A 15,861-nucleotide genomic window follows, 5' to 3' on the forward strand; every position below is an offset into this window, starting at 1 on the left:
GCCCTCTATCGTTCGAGCAACTGACCGAGCGGCTTCAAGCCCTTCGCAATTCTTAAAAACGGGTAAACAAATTCATTTTAATTTATTGAAAATAAAGCACAAAATCGTCATTTTCCAGTTCTGCGCAATGTGCGTGCAATTTTCACTTGCGAGATTCCAGGCGTCTTTCAGGTGACGGACCGCGCGGCGCTCTGCCCCTACCACAGCCGGTGAAAGCCGGTCCCCAAAGCCGCGCAACCATCCCTGAAAGACACCAATCGGAGCCGACGGCCCCAACGGTCCGGCTCCTCGGCAGTTAACCAGCGCATCGGTGCCGGATGCGCGTTTGTGTTGGAGTAATGCAGTGTCCTCTCGAGCAAAGATCGTCCTGACGGCGAGTGTCCTTGCCGTCTGTCTCCTCGGACCGGCGATGGCCGCCGACCTGTCGCCCACCTACAACGATCCCCCCGCCTTCCAATGGAGCGGCGCCTATGTCGGCGTCCATGACGGGACGGCGTTCACGGGAATGCCGAACCCGTTCGCGGGCCGAAACGGCCTCAGCGGCGGCGTCCAGGCCGGCTATGTCAAGCAGATGGGTCCGGCGGTTCTCGGCGCCGAGATCGAAGGTTCCTATCTGGGCGGCGCCGAACACGATGTCCGGGGCGGCAAGATCAAGGAAAAATGGCGTGGCGCGGCCAAGGCGAAGGCCGGCGTCAGTTTCGACCAGACCCTGCTGTTTGGGACCGGCGGCGTGGCCATGACCAGGTTCGACAAGGGCGACGGCGTGATAAGCAGCGACGGCTGGAAGGTCGGTTACCTTGTCGGCGCCGGCATCGAGCAGGGCTTCGCCGGCGGCCTCTCGGCCAAGGTCGAGCACGACTATGTCCGCACCCCCGGCGTGGAAACGACATCGACCCTTGGCAGATCCAGGGAGACGATCGGCAGCCATGAGTTGAAAGCCGGCATCAACTACCGGTTCTAGCAGTGGCAAATGGCGGATTCGATCGCGCGATGCCAGCAACGGCATTGCGCGATCTTCTCGGTCTTGGTTCCTGGACACCGATGTCCCTTCGAGGCCGCGAACATTCCATGCTTGTCGCAATGTCGATGTAATCTTCGCAATCTAGGTCCGGCGTTTTCACCATGGAATCAGCAATGTCCACGCATCGCGCCGGCCGACGGACGTCCAAGATAGTGTTCATCGCGACCGCGTTCGCCCTGGCGGGCTGCGCCTCCGACATCATGAAGAACTATGTCGGACAGCCGGTCGAATCGGTCGTCTTGGACTACGGTCCACCAACGGCGGTCGTCGATCTCGGCCAGGGGGAGCGTGCCTATCAATGGCGCCAGGTCTCGACGTCAACGGTTGCCGGGACATCGAGCAGCGAGGTTCGCCACACAAAACACGGAACCGTCCATGAAGAGACCGAGACGCCCGGCTATATCGAGCGTCAGGAATGCTTCTACACATTTTACGCCCGCGCTTCCGGCGGCCGCTGGTTCATCACCAATTTCCGCCGGCCAAAGCTGGAATGCGAATGAACCGCCGCGGCGGCGGCAAATCCCGCGGCTACGGGTGAAGGAGAACGCCAATGCGCGTCCTGCTGGTCGAGGACGAACCGGAAATGGCCTCCGTGCTGAAGGCCGCTCTGGAGCGTCTGGATATCATCGTCGACCATGCCGCGACCTTGACCGACGCGGAGGCGGTCGCTCGCCTGGGCCATCACGACGCCGTGGTGCTGGACCGCCGGCTGCCGGATGGCGACGGTCTCAGCCTGATCCCGCGCCTGCGCGCATTGCACCTGGATGTGCCTGTCATCGCGCTGACGGCGATGAGCGGATTGGACGACCGGGTCGCCGGGCTCGATGCCGGCGCCGACGATTACATGGTTAAGCCTTTCGCCACGGTTGAACTCGTCGCGCGGCTGCATGCGCTCCACCGCCGCTCGTTCACTCCGCGCGCCAACCAGACGATGGTCGGCCGCCTCACCTATGATTTCCGCCATCGCGAGGCGCTGGTCGAGGATCAGGCCCTTGATTTGCCGCGGCGTGAGAGGCTGGTGCTTGAAACCCTCATCCGCCGGCCGGGCCGGACCATCATGCGCGGCGCTCTGGAGGAGGCCGTCTACGCCCTGGACGACGAGATCGGCTCGAATGCGCTCGACGCACATGTCTCGCGGCTGCGCCGCAAGCTCGATGATGTCGCGGCCGGCATCGAGATACGGGCGATCCGCAACCTTGGCTATCTCCTGCGGGCAGTCTCGTGAAGAAGGTCCGCACGCGATCGCTGCAATGGATCCTTGTCCGCCGGCTGATCCTGCTGCAGGCAGCAACGCTGCTCTTCTTCATCGTGCTTTGCGCGGCGGCCCTTTGGATTGCCAATCCGAGGCTGCTTATCGACAATGAGGCTGCCGTCGCGGCCGTCAAGGATGCCGTCGACCGCGACAAGGACGGCAGCTTGATCGTGCGTGAAACGGAAGAACTCGCGGCGTTTCGCCGGGGCTTCCCGAATGTCTGGTACATCGTTCGCGACGATCGCGGGCAGAGCGTCCGTTCCGGCACGATACCGGCTGTCTACACCAAGGACTTCGGCGGGCTGCTCGGTGAAGCAGACCACGCCACGATCGGATTCTCCGATGAGGATATGCGGCCGGAAGCCTATATTGAAAACACTTCCACCAGGGCCGGGGCGGTCCAGATCATCGCCGCGACGCAGTTCTCGCGTCAGGAGACCGACGGGCTCGAGATCAACATTTCGGCCACGGTCGAGGTCGCCCGGTATCCGGATGGCAGCAGGAACTGGGAGCGCGCGCTGCCGGCGCTGGCGCTCGTCATCGCCATACTGCTGTTGCCCATCGTCCTGGTCATGGGCGCCACCACGCTGGTGACGACGCCGGCCGTGGTGCGCCGTTCCTTTGCCGGCCTTGTTGAAACCGTGCGCCAGGCAGCCCGCATCGATATCGGTACCCGCGCGATGCAGTTGCCCGTCAAGCATGTGCCGCAGGAGATCGCGCCGCTGGTGCATGCCTTCAACGAGGCTTTGGCCCGCCTGGCGCAGGGCTATGACCGGCACAACCGTTTCCTCACCGATGCCGCGCACGAATTGCGTACGCCGATCGCCATCCTGCGCACGCGCGCCGAATTGCTGCGGCAGGAGCCGCAGAGCGCCCGGCTGCTGCATGATATCGAGCGCCTGTCGCATCTTGCACAGCAATTGCTCGACCATCAATTGCTCGACCGCCCGTCGGACCAGCGCGAGATCGTCGATCTCGAGGATCTCGTCAGCCGGGTGGCGGCCGACTTTGCGCCGCTCGCCATCGAGGCCGGCTACGACCTTGCCTTCGAGCCCTCGCCTGACAAGACACGCGTCGAAGTCAACGTGCCGCAGATCGAGCGGGCGCTCGCCAACCTCGTGCGCAACGCGATTGAGCATGGCGGCGGCGGCGGCACGATCACGATCGCGATCGACAAGGCCGGTGGCATCGAAGTGCGTGACGAAGGTCCGGGCATTCCCGTGGAAGAGCAGGAGAATGTCTTCGAACCCTTTTATCGCCTCAGGCCGCAGTCGCGTGGGGCGGGGCTGGGGCTTAATCTTGCCCGGCAGATCGCCCTGTTGCACCAGGGAACGATCCGGATCCTGGCCGGCTCATGGCGCGGCGCCCGCATCCGCATGGAACTGCCGGTTTGTTTGTGACTCGGGCCATTGACGGCACCAAAAGCATCGCGGCAGGGCCGGCAACCGCCGCGCCGATCCCTGGCTTATCTGTTTTCTAACCAATTGCCGCTATTGCCATCTCCAAAGCGGGAGCCAGGCTTTGGTGGGAACGGAAAAAATCGGCGCGCACCGCGCACCCATGTTGTCGGTCGTCGTGCCTTGCTACAATGAGCGCGACGGCGTGGCGGAGCTTCATCGACGCGTCAGCGCCGCATGTCTCGAGCAAAGCCTCTCCTACGAGGTCGTGCTCGTCATCGACGGAGCGACCGACGGCACCCGCGAGGCCATTTTCGAGCTGGCCGAAAAGGACGACCATGTGGTCGCCATCGACCTTGCCCGCAACTACGGCCACCAGATCGCCTTGAGCGCGGGACTGGAGTTCTGCCGCGGTCAGCGCATCCTCATTCTCGACGCCGATCTCCAGGATCCGCCTGAACTGCTCGGCGCGATGATGGCGAAGATGGATGAAGGCTTCGACGTCGTTTACGGCCAAAGGGTGAAACGGGACGGCGAAAGCTGGTTCAAGCTGGCCTCCGCCTCGATATTCTACCGTTTGCTCGGCCGGATGGTCGATGTCGAGATCGCGCCAAACACCGGAGATTTCCGGCTGATGAGCCGCCGTGCGCTGGACCACCTGAACACGATGCCCGAACGCTACAGGTTCATTCGCGGCATGGTGAGCTGGATCGGGCTGAGGCAGGTGGCCTTCCCCTATGAACGGCACCGTCGCTTTGCCGGAGCCACCCACTACCCGCTGAAGAAGATGGTTCTTCTGGCGGTCGACGCGATGACCAGCTTTTCGATCGTGCCGCTGCGGTTTGCCTCGTTGCTGGGGATGATGTTCGGCCTGCTCGGCCTGGTGGTGCTGGGTTACGCGCTGTTCGAATGGTCCATGGGCAACGTGATGCCCGGCTGGACGAGCCTTGCCGCGATCATCCTCATCCTGGGCAGCGTCCAGCTTCTGGTGCTCGGCATCTTCGGCGAGTATCTCGGCCGCATGTACATGGAGACGAAGCGGCGGCCGCTTTACTTCGTCAACGAGATCGTTTCACGAAGCCAGGCGGCGACCGAAGACCAGGATTTGCCTGTCCACCGTCTCCAGGACATGGCAAAGAGGGCCGCCCGTGCTTGAAGCCGAGTTCGACCAGTTCGCGCGAGAATACCAGGAACAGCATGCCGCGAGCATAAGACTGAGCGGCGAGGCGCCGGAATTCTTCGCGAAATACAAGATCGACGATGTCGCGGCGACGCTGGCGCAAGCCGGTGTGACGCCGCGGCGCATTCTCGACTTCGGCGCCGGGGTCGGCAATTCGCTCGGCCATATGCGCCGCGCGTTTCCCGACAGCGAGATCGTCTTGCTCGACCCTTCGCGGGAATCGCTCGACATCGCCCGCAAGCGTTTTCCCGGCCAAGGCGTCTTCGCGCATTTCGATGGCAAGACGATTCCCTTCGCAGACGGCAGCTTCGATCTGGCATTCGCGGCCTGCGTCTTCCACCACATTCCCGAGACCCTCCAGGTCGGGCTGCTCGCCGAGATCGGCAGGGTGATGGCCGATGGGGGCAGCTTTTTTCTCTTCGAGCACAATCCTTGGAATCCCCTGACCACCCACGCGGTCAGAAATTGCGCCTTCGACGAGAATGCGGTGCTGATCACCTCGCGCGAGATGCGCGGGCGATTGGCCGCCGCGGGTCTTTCCAACACGCGGATCGTCTACCGGATTTTCTTCCCCAGACTGCTTGCGAGGCTAAGGCCGCTGGAACGGTTTCTCACCAAGATACCCGTCGGAGCCCAATATTTTGCGCATGTGGTCAAGCCTGCCGTTTGACTGTTCGAGGCTGCTTCGGTTCGCTGCGGTCGGCCTGTTGAACACGGCGCTGGGATATACGGTTATCCTGGCCGGGCTTGCTCTTGGGCTTGGCGACATCCTTGCCAATGCGACCGGCTATGCGGCGGGTCTGGTCGTGGGCTTCTTTCTCAACCGCAACTGGACCTTCGGCGGGAGGGATGGCTCGCGGCGCGGAACGGCACTGCGCTATGGAAGCGTCTTCCTGATCGCCTACGGCCTCAACCTGGCAATCGTGATCGCGGCCCGTTCGGCCGGCTTGATCGAGAGCCCTCTGGTTCACCTTGCGGGGATCTGCGTCTACTCGATTGTCTTCTACCTCGGCTCGGCGCACTTCGTGTTCGTGGACCATGGCGATCACGACCATGCCGGCCGCAAAATTCCAATGACGGAGCGGCCGGGGCGGTCGCCGTCCGGGCCGGTGTCTTGAACCAAACGCCAGCGCAAACAGTCAGGGGCAACGCAATATGACGGACGCTCAGCCGGAGGCGGTGCAGGGGGAACGGATCAGGCTGATGTTCTGCCTCCTCGCAGCCTGTTTCACGGCTATGGCACTCGTCCCGTTTGCCGGCGCGACCCTACAGGACCCCGACAGTTGGTGGCAGGTGAAGGTGGGGCTGGACTTCCTGGCGAACCGGACATTTCCGACCGTCGACCCCTATTCCTATACTTTCGCCGGCCAGCCCTGGATCGCCAAGGAATGGCTGGGCCAGGTCCTTCTCGGACTAGCCTATCGCGCTGCCGGCTGGAATGGCGTCGTCACGCTGATCATCGCCACGATCGGCCTGATGGTCCTGCTGATGACATGGTTCCTCACCGCGCGGCTCAAGCCGATACTGGCGGTGGCGCTGGCCTTCGCCGCCGCCTTTCTGATCGCCCCGATCTATACGGCGCGTCCACATGTCTTCACCTTGCCCATCATCGTCGCCTGGACCGCGGTGCTGTTTCGCGCTTCGGCCGAGAAGCAGGCGCCGCCCTGGTGGCTGCTTGCGCTGGTCGTCTTGTGGGCGAACCTGCACGCGACCTTCACGCTGAGCTTCGTGATCGCCGGCTTTGCCGGCCTGGACCTTCTGGCACGCATCGGCCTGTCGAAGCCCGCGCTCCTGGCAAGATGGGTCGCGTTCGGCTTGCTTTGCCTGGTGGCCAGCCTCATCCATCCTTACGGCGTGAAAGCAATCCTGGCCACATTCACCGTCGCCAGCGGCAATGAGGCGGTATCCCTGATCCAGGAATGGCGCCCTTTCAACGCGAGCGAGCAATCTTCCCAGGAAATCGCAATGCTGGCGGCGCTTTTCGCACTGCTGGTGTCGCGGATACGAATCGACTGGGCCAAGGCGCTGTTCATCGCCTTCACCTTGCATGTCTATCTCACCCATCTGCGATTTATGTATTTGCCCTTTCTGTTGATACCCCTGGTGATGGCGGTCGAAATCGCACGGCAATATCCGCCGCTCTCGGCCACGACCTGGCTGGCGGAAAAGCGAGACAGCTTGGAAATGTTCTTTGCCAGGCGGTTCCACGCGCTTTGCGCCGCGGTCATTGTCCTGGTGCTCGGTGTGGCCGCGATCGCCGGCAGTGCCTACCAGGTCGAGCCAAGTCCGAAGACATCAGCCAGCGGTGCGCTTGCATTCGCCAGGGATCACAACCTCGCCGGCAACGTGCTGAATTCCTACAATTTCGGCGGCACGCTGATTTTCCACGGCATCAAGACCTATATCGATGGCAGGACCGACCAGTTGTTCCTGGGCGGGTTCATGAAAGCGGATGACGCGACGGGGCAAAGCGACGGGAAACCGCTGCTGGAGGCGCAGTTGAAGAAATACGCCATTAGCTGGGCGCTGCTTGCCGCCGACGACACACGCATCCCCTTCTTCGCGGAGTTGGGCTGGAAGCGAGCCTATTCCGACGACCATGCCGTAATCTACCTGCCTCCCGGCGCCTGATTTATCGCCTCCCTTCGCAAACCGGCACCACCGGCGCTCACGGGCCTGGCATTCGCCTTGACATGCATGTTGCGGTGCAGCAAAACTATGCTGCAGGGCACATTCCGTGAGGCCTACAAGCCATGATTTTTCGCACGACGCGGGATCACCGCATGACGAGCCTGTCAGGTCCCGCCGAGCGACCGTCGCGGGTCACGGCGTTGGGACCGGCCGAATGAACTACAGGCGTGACATCGATGGCCTGCGGGCCGTCGCGGTGCTGCCCGTCGTGCTCTTCCATTTCGGCGTGTCCGCCATTCCAGGTGGCTTCACCGGCGTCGACATCTTTTTCGTCATATCGGGCTATCTGATCAGCGGCAGCCTGCTCGACGATCTCGATCGCGGCCAGTTCTCGATCGGACGCTTCTACTGGCGCCGTGCAAGGCGGATCTTGCCGGCTCTGAGCTTCGTCATCCTGCTTTCAAGCATTGCGGCCTGGTTCATCCTGCTGCCGTCGGACCTGCACGAATACAGCCTCAGCGTGATCGCTGCCTCGACCTTCTGGTCGAACATCTATTTCTGGAAGACGACGAACTATTTTTCGATCGACGCCGAGCTGCGGCCGCTGCTGCACACATGGTCGCTGTCGGTCGAGGAGCAGTATTACATCTTCGCGCCGATCCTCGTGTACCTGATCTACCGCTATGCCTCGAAGCGCTGGCTGACGATACTCCTGCCGATCGCCATCGGCAGTTTTGCGCTGGCGGTGACGGCGACCACGCTGGCGCCGACCGCCGGCTTCTATCTCCTGCCGACACGCATCTGGGAACTGGCGCTGGGCGCCATGCTGATGCTGAAAAAGCCGCCCGCGCTTGCCAGCCGGCCGGCGACGGAACTGATCGGCCTGGCGGGCTTTGCCCTGCTCGCCTTCGGCTTCCTGACGATTTCGGAGAGCGACCCGTTTCCCGGCTACAATGCCCTGTTTCCCTGCATCGGAACGGCGCTGCTCATCTACGCGGGCCAAAATCACGCGGACCGGCCGGTGCCGGTCGCCACGCGCGTGCTCCAATTCGCTCCGATGGTCTGGGTCGGCCTCATCTCCTATTCGCTCTACCTCGTTCACTGGCCGATCAATTCCTTCGTCCACTACCTCTCCCTTAAAGCCATCTCCGTGCCGACTATCGTCGCGATGACGGTGGCCAGCTTCGCCCTGGCGACCTTTTCGTGGAAATATGTCGAACAGCCTTTCCGGCAGAAGCGGGCCTTCACCGCACCGCTGCCGATCTTCGCCTTTTCGGCGACGGCGATCGCGCTGCTGTGCATCGGCGGCCTGGCCGGCATGCTCGGCAATGGGTTTCCAGAGCGGTTTCCCGATTTTTCGACACAGAGGATCGTGGTGGGCGACTGGCGCAACGGTGTCTGCTTCAACGAGGGCGGGAACCGGATCGAGAACTGGAATCTCGCCGCCTGCACGCGCACGCACGGCTTTGCCACCAATGTGCTGCTGTGGGGCGATTCCTTCGCCGCCCACTATGTGTCGGGCTTGGAAGCCAACGCCGATAAAATCCAGGCCAACGTCATCCAATATACCTATGCCGGCTGCCCACCCAACCTGAGCTATTTTTCCTACGCCCGGCCGGCCTGCACCCGCTTCAACGAACGGGCGCTGTCGATCATCCGCGATGCCAACATCCAGGCGGTGATCCTGAGCGGCCGATGGACCGACTACCAGGCCAGGGGCTTCGACGGTCTGCAGACGACGATCGACCGGCTGCGCGACATGGGTGTCAAGGTCTATGTCATCGGCCAGTCTCCGGAGTTCATCGCCGATGTACAGAAGATCGCCTTCTTTGCAAAACACGAGGGCGCCGTGAGCACATCCTGGCCGATGGCCATGGATCCCGACATCAACAAGGAGGTGCAGCCCTACACCAAGGGCGCGACATTCATCGATCCGCTTACCTACCTGTGCGACACCAGTGGCTGTTCCTACGCGGATGCCGCCAGCAAGCAGTTCCTCTATTTCGACTACGGCCATTTCTCTTCCGCCGGCGCGACGCTGGCCATCTCGAAGTACTGGCCGAGCTTCGCCGCCGGCGGCGAAGTCGCGAAGGCCAGGGAGCCAGCGCCGACCGTCACCGGCGAACTGGCGAAGCCCGCATTGTGAGACCGGTTTGCGATTGCCCGACGCCATGGCGTCATGATAACGAGGCTGCAGCGCGGGTATGATGTAATGGTAGCCTGTCAGCTTCCCAAGCTGAACGCGCGGGTTCGATTCCCGCTACCCGCTCCAGCCTGACATCGAAGTATCTAGGGTGTCGGCTTGTTAGGCCCGCCCGATTCGCACCTGCGCCTTCGCCCGGCCACAGGAAAATCGCCTGCGAAGGCGGTCCTGTCGCTGCAGCACGACCCGACCCATGTCACGGCGCCGAACGCATTCATTGTTCCTGGAATCGGGAGCAGGCGCCGGCCGTGCTGTTGGCCGGCGCCTGCTCAGTCAGAAGCCGATTACAGCCAGGCGCGGAGCCAGACGCGCTCGCGCCAGCAGCGGCTACGGCGGCGGCCATGGCGCCAGTAGCTGCGGCAAACTCGTCTCCAGCCGCGGCGACGCCCGTGGCGACGGCGCCACCGGCCATTGTAGCCATCGTGCCCATGGTGGCCACGATGCCCGCTGCGATGCGAGACCTGCTCCAGCTCGACCGCCTCATCCCCTTCGAAGACCGCCGAATCCGGCTTGTCCAGCTCATCGAGAATTCCGTTGCCCTGGGGAACACCTGCAACCGCGCGGCCGGTTCCGGCTACACCAGCAAACGCCACTGCCCCCGCAACGCCAAGCAATCCAGTAAGAAACAACCGACGTTCCATAAAGACCTCCCGAGTTGTTGACCATCGACACCTTGTTCCCTCGCCCAAAAAGGCTCCAGCGCGCATGCCGATTGGTTTGAACGCGCGACTGCAATTCTCGTTCCATCATCCCACTTCGCGCAGGATGAAATCATGCAGCATCTTGGCCGCCGGCGACAGTACGCGATTCCTGACCGTAATCAGGCTGTAGGGCCTGACCTCGATGTCGAATTCGGTCTGGACGACATCGATGGCGCCGGCAAGCCCGTCCGGATTCTGGATGAATTTCGCCACCTGCACCGAGACAGGGGCGATGGCATCGGATTGCGCGACCATGACCAGGGTCAGCAGCAGCGAGCTGGTGTTCAAGATGCGGTCCGGCAGCGCGATGTTGCGGTTCAGGAAGTTGCTCTCCATCGCCTGGCGCAAGGGCGAACCGCCCGACTGGAAGACCCAGTCATAGGCAGCGGTGTCTTCCAGCCGCACCACATTGCCCCTGGCGAGCGGGTGGCCGCGGCGCACGATCAGGCAGGCCTTCTCGACGCCGATCACACGCGATTCGAACAGCCGCGGATTGAGGTCGTCGGGAATGCGGGCGATGATGAAGTCGTGGCGCGAGGCGATCAGCTCGCGGGCGAGCACGTTAGACGTCTCGACCTGCATGGTGATCTCGATGCGCGGGTAGATGCGGCGGATCTCGCGGATCGCCGGCACCGCCAATTCGATTGCCGGCGCGGTCACCGCGCCGAGGAAGACCGCGCCGCCCTTACCGGCCTTGAGCTCGGCAATCTCGCGGTCGGCCTCGCGCATCTCGAGCAGGATCGAGCGAGCTCGCCTGGCGAGTGCCTGGCCATAGGGCGTGAGGGTGACGCCGCGCGGCAGCCGTTCGCACAGTTTGACGTCGAGCACCGCCTCCATCTCGGCGATCATGCGCGAGGCGGCCGGCTGGGAGATGTTCATCACCTGGGCCGCGGCGCTCACCCTTCCGTGATCGTCGAGGGCGGCGATCATGCGCATGTGGCGCAAGCTCAGGCCGCTCCGCAGCAGCGTCTCCCCGTCTCTGGGGAGCTTCTCGTAACTCACTGGAATTGCATCGGGATCGCGCAATGCCGCCATGATCTTCCAATCTTTCCGCCGGTTCCTTCAGCATGCTAAATCATACCGGTTTCGGTATAGCAATCACCAGAGATCGCATTTGACAGTTATGTCAAAGCGACCCACCCTTCGCGCGTTCCGAAGCGCAGGGGTCGGCGACGGCCAAAATCGTATCGATTGAAACTGCGTCGCGGAGCCGATTGGGAGGATACCGGAGATCGATAAAGCCGACAGCGGCGCGTTTGCGCTCCTGCTTGGCCGCGCGGCCCGCGAAGCCCCGAGGTGTCGCGTCCATCAACCAGGGAGAGTAATGTGAAGATTATCAAGACGCTGGCCGCCGTGGCGGCCCTTGGCATCGCTGCCATGAGCTATCAGGCGCACGCGGCCGACAAGGGTCTTGTCGGCGTGCTCATGCCGACCAAGACCTCGCAGCGCTGGATCAATGACGGCGACGCCGTCAAGTCCCAGCTCGAGGCTCTCGGCTACACGGTCGACCTGCAATATGCGCAGGACGACATCCCCAACCAGCTTAGCCAGCTGGAAAACGAAATCACCAAGGGCCCGAAGGCGCTGATCATCGCCTCGATCGACGGCACCACCCTGTCGGATGCGCTGCAGAAGGCCAACGACGCGGGCGTCGTCGTCATCGCCTATGACCGCCTGATCAAGAAGACCAAGAACGTCGACTATTACACAACCTTCGACAATTTCGGCGTCGGCGTGATCCAGGCTAATTCCCTGGTCAAGGGCCTCAAGGAGCGTTTCCCGAACACCAAGCCGTGGAACGTCGAACTGTTCGGCGGTTCGCCCGACGACAACAACGCCTTCTTCTTCTACAATGGCGCGATCTCGGTCCTGCAGCCGCTGATCGACGACGGCTCGATCAAGATCAAGTCCGGCCAGACCGGCATGGACAAGGTCGGCACGCTGCGCTGGCTCGCCGCCACCGCCCAGGCGCGCATGGACAACCTGCTGTCGGCCAACTACTCGGACGGCAGCCGCGTCGATGGCGTTCTGTCGCCCTATGACGGCCTTTCGCGCGGCATCACCGCCTCGCTGCGCGCCGTCGGCTACGGCACCGACGCACAGCCCTGGCCGATCGTGACCGGCCAGGACGCCGAGACCGCCTCGGTCAAGCTGATCATCTCGGGCGAGCAGTACTCGACCGTGTTCAAGGACACCCGCGAACTGGCCAAGGCCACGGTGCAGCTGGTCGACAAGGTGCTCTCGGGCGGCAAGCCGGACGGCCTCGATGAAAAGACCTACAACAACGACGTCAAGGTGGTTCCCTCGATCCTGCTGACGCCGCATGAGGTCGACAAGTCGAACTACCAGGCGCTGGTCGTAGACTCCGGCTACATCAAGGCGGAAGACCTGAAGTAATCCCGGTTGCAAGGACAGGGGTCCTGCGCGACGCAGGGCCCCTTTTCGTTCACAAGCGGCCCCGGTATTGTTTCTGCCGGCCTAGAGCAATTCCAGGAAAAGCGCCTAGCGCTTTCCCTAGGGAATTGCGCCTAGCGCTTTCCCTAGGAAATTGCGTAAAAACAAGAAAGTCTAGGAGGAGCTTGCCTAATGACCTCGACGATTTTGGAGATGCGTGACATCACCAAGACGTTCCCCGGCGTGAAGGCGTTGTCGAACGTCAATCTCAGCGTCGAGGAAGGCGAAATCCATGCCGTGGTCGGCGAGAACGGCGCTGGAAAATCGACATTGATGAAGGTGCTGTCGGGCGTCTATCCCTCCGGCACCTATGATGGCCAGATCATCTTTCAGGGCCAGGAATGCCATTTCAAAGGCATCCATGACAGCGAACACAAGGGCATCGTCATCATCCACCAGGAGCTTGCGCTGGTGCCGATGCTGTCGATCGCCGAAAACATTTTCCTCGGCAACGAGCGCGCGAGACACGGCGTCATCGACTGGGACGCCAACGAGGCGCGCACGGCCGAGCTGTTGAAGAAAGTCGGGCTCAGGGAAGACCCCAAGACGCTGATCACCCATATCGGCGTCGGCAAGCAGCAGCTGGTCGAAATCGCCAAGGCGCTGAGCAAGGAAGTGAAGCTCTTGATCCTCGACGAGCCGACGGCGTCGCTCAGCGAAAAGGACAGCCAGGCGCTGCTCGATCTCCTGCTCGAGTTCAAGCGGCAGGGCATGACCTCGATCCTGATTTCCCACAAGCTCAACGAAGTGAACCGCGTCGCCGACAAGGTGACGGTGATCCGCGACGGGCGCACGATCGAAACATTGCCGAGGAAGGAGATCAGCGAGGACCGGATCATCACCTCGATGGTCGGCCGCTCACTTGACGACCGCTATCCACCGCGCGAGCCAAACATCGGCGACGTCATTTTCGAAGTCAAGGACTGGTCGGTCTACCACCCGATCCATGCCGAACGGCAGGTGATCAAGAGCATCGACCTCAAGGTGCGCAAGGGCGAAGTGGTCGGCATCGCCGGGCTGATGGGCGCCGGCCGCACCGAATTCGCCATGAGCCTGTTCGGTCGCTCCTATGGCCGGCGCATCAGCGGCGAGGTGTTGCTCAACGGCAAGCCCGTGGACCTTTCGACAGTGGGCAAGGCGGTGCAGAACGGCGTCGCCTATGTCACCGAGGACCGCAAGACCTATGGGCTGAACCTCATCGACCATATCAAGCACAATGTGACGCTGGCCAACCTCGGCGGCGTTTCCAGCGGCGGCGTCATCGACGACATGCGCGAGATGAGCGTCGCCAACGACTATCGCAAGAAGACCAATATCCGTGCGTCGAGCGTCTATCAGCTGACCGGCAATCTCTCGGGAGGCAACCAGCAGAAGGTGGTGCTGTCGAAATGGCTGTTCGCCGACCCGGAAGTTCTGATCCTCGACGAGCCTACGCGCGGCATTGACGTCGGCGCCAAGTACGAAATCTATACAATCATCGCCCGCCTCGCCGCCGAGGGCAAGGCGATCATCGTCATCTCGTCGGAAATGCCGGAACTGCTCGGCATCACCGACCGGATCTATGTCATGAACGAAGGACGCATCGTCGGCGAGATGGCGGCAAGCGACGCCAGCCAGGAAAAAATCATGCGCGCCATTGTCCGCGGAGAAGGAAAAGCATCATGAGCACAGACAGCGCTCCCGCGCCGCAAAGCGGCACCGCCGAGGACGTCAAGCAGGGGTCTCGCGTCGCCGTCTCCGCGCTGACGACGAACCTGCGCGAATACGGCCTGATCATCGCGCTGATCGTCATCATGCTATTCTTCCAGTACACGACGTCGGGAACGCTGTTCAAACCGGTCAACCTCAGCAATCTGGTGCAGCAGAACTCGTTCATCATCGTGATGGCGCTCGGCATGCTGCTGGTCATCGTCGCCGGCTATATCGATCTCAGCGTGGGATCGGTCGCCGGTTTCATCGGCGCGCTTGCCGCGATGATGATGGTGATCTGGCCGCTCGGCATATTCAGCAATCCGCTCGTGGTGTCGATCGTCTGCCTCATCGTCGGAGGGCTGATCGGCGCCGCGCAAGGGTACTGGATCGCCTATCACCGCATTCCGAGTTTCATCGTGACGCTGGCCGGCATGCTGATCTTCCGCGGCATCTGCCAGGCCCTGCTTGGCGGCGGCTCCTCGGTCGGCCCGCTCCCCGACAGCTTCAAGGCGCTGAGTTCCGGCTTCATCCCGGACGTGATCGGCCCGCTGACGCTGATCCCGCCGACAGTTAACGCGGCCGGCAAGACCATTTTGGGCAGCGGCCTGACGCTGCACATGACGACGGTCGTGCTCGGCCTGATCGCGGTGCTGGCCTATGCCTATTTCGGCTTCAGGACGCGGCGCAAGCGCGAGCTTCATGGTTATGAGGCAGAGCCTTTCACGCTGTTCGTCATCAAGACCCTGGTTGGCAGCGCGCTGGCGCTCTTCCTGGTCTTCCAGTTCGCGACCTATCGGGGCCTGCCTATCGTGCTCCTGGTGATGGGCGTGCTGATCTCGCTGTTCGTCTTCGTCACCAAGCGCATGACCATCGGCCGGCGCATCTATGCGATGGGCGGCAATGCCAAGGCCGCGCAGCTGTCGGGCATCAACACCGAAAAGCTGACGCTCTGGGTGTTCGTCAATATGGGCGTGCTGTCGGCGCTCGGCGGCCTGATCATCGCGGCGCGTCTCGGCCAGGCCGTGCCGGCGGCGGGCCTCGGCAGCGAGCTCGACGTGATCGCGGCCGTCTTCATCGGCGGCGCCTCGGCAATGGGTGGCGTCGGCCAGGTGATCGGCGCGGTGGTCGGCGGCTTCATCATGGGCGTGATGAACAACGGCATGTCGATCATGGGCGTCAATGTCGACTGGCAGCAGGTGGTCAAGGGCCTGGTGCTGCTCGGCGCCGTCATCTTCGACGTCTACAACAAGAACAAGGCTTAAGGGCTGGGGGCACAGACTAGGAGGCATACGGGTTCTAGACCGCGAAGCTGCCGGCAGACCGTCGGCAC

14 protein-coding genes and 1 tRNA gene are annotated in these 15,861 nt (G+C 62.5%); 14 read left to right on the top strand and 1 reads right to left on the bottom strand.

The features are described 5' to 3' along the window. Positions 1–343 precede the first annotated feature (343 nt). From LB564_RS06665 to LB564_RS06715, 11 genes are all read left to right on the top strand, one after another. Positions 344–961 carry an outer membrane protein gene (locus tag LB564_RS06665; protein ID WP_224536035.1) on the top strand — a complete coding sequence of 206 codons (618 nt, stop codon included), beginning with the start codon at positions 344–346 and terminating at the stop codon, positions 959–961. A gap of 173 nt (positions 962–1,134) precedes the next feature. Then, positions 1,135–1,521 carry a hypothetical protein gene (locus tag LB564_RS06670; protein WP_224536037.1) on the top strand — a complete coding sequence of 129 codons (387 nt, stop codon included), beginning with the start codon at positions 1,135–1,137 and terminating at the stop codon, positions 1,519–1,521. A gap of 50 nt (positions 1,522–1,571) precedes the next feature. Further along, positions 1,572–2,246: a response regulator transcription factor gene (locus LB564_RS06675; RefSeq protein ID WP_140706091.1), complete on the top strand. Its 675-nt coding sequence runs from the start codon at positions 1,572–1,574 to the stop codon at positions 2,244–2,246. After that, positions 2,243–3,673: an ATP-binding protein gene (locus LB564_RS06680; RefSeq protein WP_224536039.1), complete on the top strand. Its 1,431-nt coding sequence runs from the start codon at positions 2,243–2,245 to the stop codon at positions 3,671–3,673. Before LB564_RS06675 ends, LB564_RS06680 begins: the two co-directional genes overlap by 4 nt. A 124-nt stretch (positions 3,674–3,797) precedes the next feature. After that, positions 3,798–4,826, top strand: coding sequence for a glycosyltransferase family 2 protein (locus LB564_RS06685; protein ID WP_224536041.1), 1,029 nt, complete (start codon positions 3,798–3,800; stop codon positions 4,824–4,826). Continuing rightward, positions 4,819–5,520 carry a class I SAM-dependent methyltransferase gene (locus tag LB564_RS06690; protein ID WP_224536043.1) on the top strand — a complete coding sequence of 234 codons (702 nt, stop codon included), beginning with the start codon at positions 4,819–4,821 and terminating at the stop codon, positions 5,518–5,520. Before LB564_RS06685 ends, LB564_RS06690 begins: the two co-directional genes overlap by 8 nt. Beyond that, positions 5,498–5,968 (top strand): GtrA family protein, encoded by a 471-nt coding sequence (locus LB564_RS06695; protein WP_224536044.1) that lies wholly within the window; start codon positions 5,498–5,500, stop codon positions 5,966–5,968. The genes LB564_RS06690 and LB564_RS06695 overlap by 23 nt, the downstream gene beginning before the upstream one ends. Positions 5,969–6,005: 37 nt before the next feature. Next, positions 6,006–7,481, top strand: a complete 1,476-nt coding sequence (locus LB564_RS06700) for a hypothetical protein (protein ID WP_224536046.1) — start codon at positions 6,006–6,008, stop codon at positions 7,479–7,481. Positions 7,482–7,695: 214 nt separating this feature from the next. After that, positions 7,696–9,627 (top strand): acyltransferase family protein, encoded by a 1,932-nt coding sequence (locus LB564_RS06705; RefSeq protein WP_224536048.1) that lies wholly within the window; start codon positions 7,696–7,698, stop codon positions 9,625–9,627. Positions 9,628–9,679: 52 nt separating this feature from the next. Then, positions 9,680–9,753, top strand: a tRNA-Gly gene (locus tag LB564_RS06710). Between the two features lie 272 nt (positions 9,754–10,025). Then, on the top strand, positions 10,026–10,346 hold the full coding sequence (locus LB564_RS06715; protein ID WP_224536050.1) for a hypothetical protein: 321 nt from the start codon (positions 10,026–10,028) through the stop codon (positions 10,344–10,346). Between the two features lie 84 nt (positions 10,347–10,430). Here LB564_RS06715 and LB564_RS06720 read toward each other — a convergent pair whose 3' ends face one another. Next, positions 10,431–11,420, bottom strand: a complete 990-nt coding sequence (locus LB564_RS06720) for a LysR family transcriptional regulator (protein WP_140706105.1) — start codon at positions 11,418–11,420, stop codon at positions 10,431–10,433. 291 nt (positions 11,421–11,711) lie between these two features. On the opposite strand from LB564_RS06720, the gene chvE reads away from it, so the two are divergent. The 3 genes from chvE (at position 11,712) to mmsB (ending at position 15,793) form a co-directional block, all read left to right on the top strand. Beyond that, a complete protein-coding gene (gene chvE, locus LB564_RS06725; RefSeq protein ID WP_140706107.1) occupies positions 11,712–12,782 on the top strand; it encodes a multiple monosaccharide ABC transporter substrate-binding protein in 1,071 nt (356 codons plus the stop codon). Positions 12,783–12,971: 189 nt separating this feature from the next. Beyond that, positions 12,972–14,504, top strand: a complete 1,533-nt coding sequence (mmsA, locus tag LB564_RS06730) for a multiple monosaccharide ABC transporter ATP-binding protein (protein ID WP_140706109.1) — start codon at positions 12,972–12,974, stop codon at positions 14,502–14,504. Next, a complete protein-coding gene (gene mmsB, locus LB564_RS06735) occupies positions 14,501–15,793 on the top strand; it encodes a multiple monosaccharide ABC transporter permease (RefSeq protein ID WP_224536052.1) in 1,293 nt (430 codons plus the stop codon). Before mmsA ends, mmsB begins: the two co-directional genes overlap by 4 nt. Positions 15,794–15,861 lie beyond the last annotated feature (68 nt).

Origin of the sequence: Mesorhizobium sp. ES1-6 (genome assembly GCF_020164775.1) — a bacterium.
GTDB lineage: Bacteria > Pseudomonadota > Alphaproteobacteria > Rhizobiales > Rhizobiaceae > Mesorhizobium.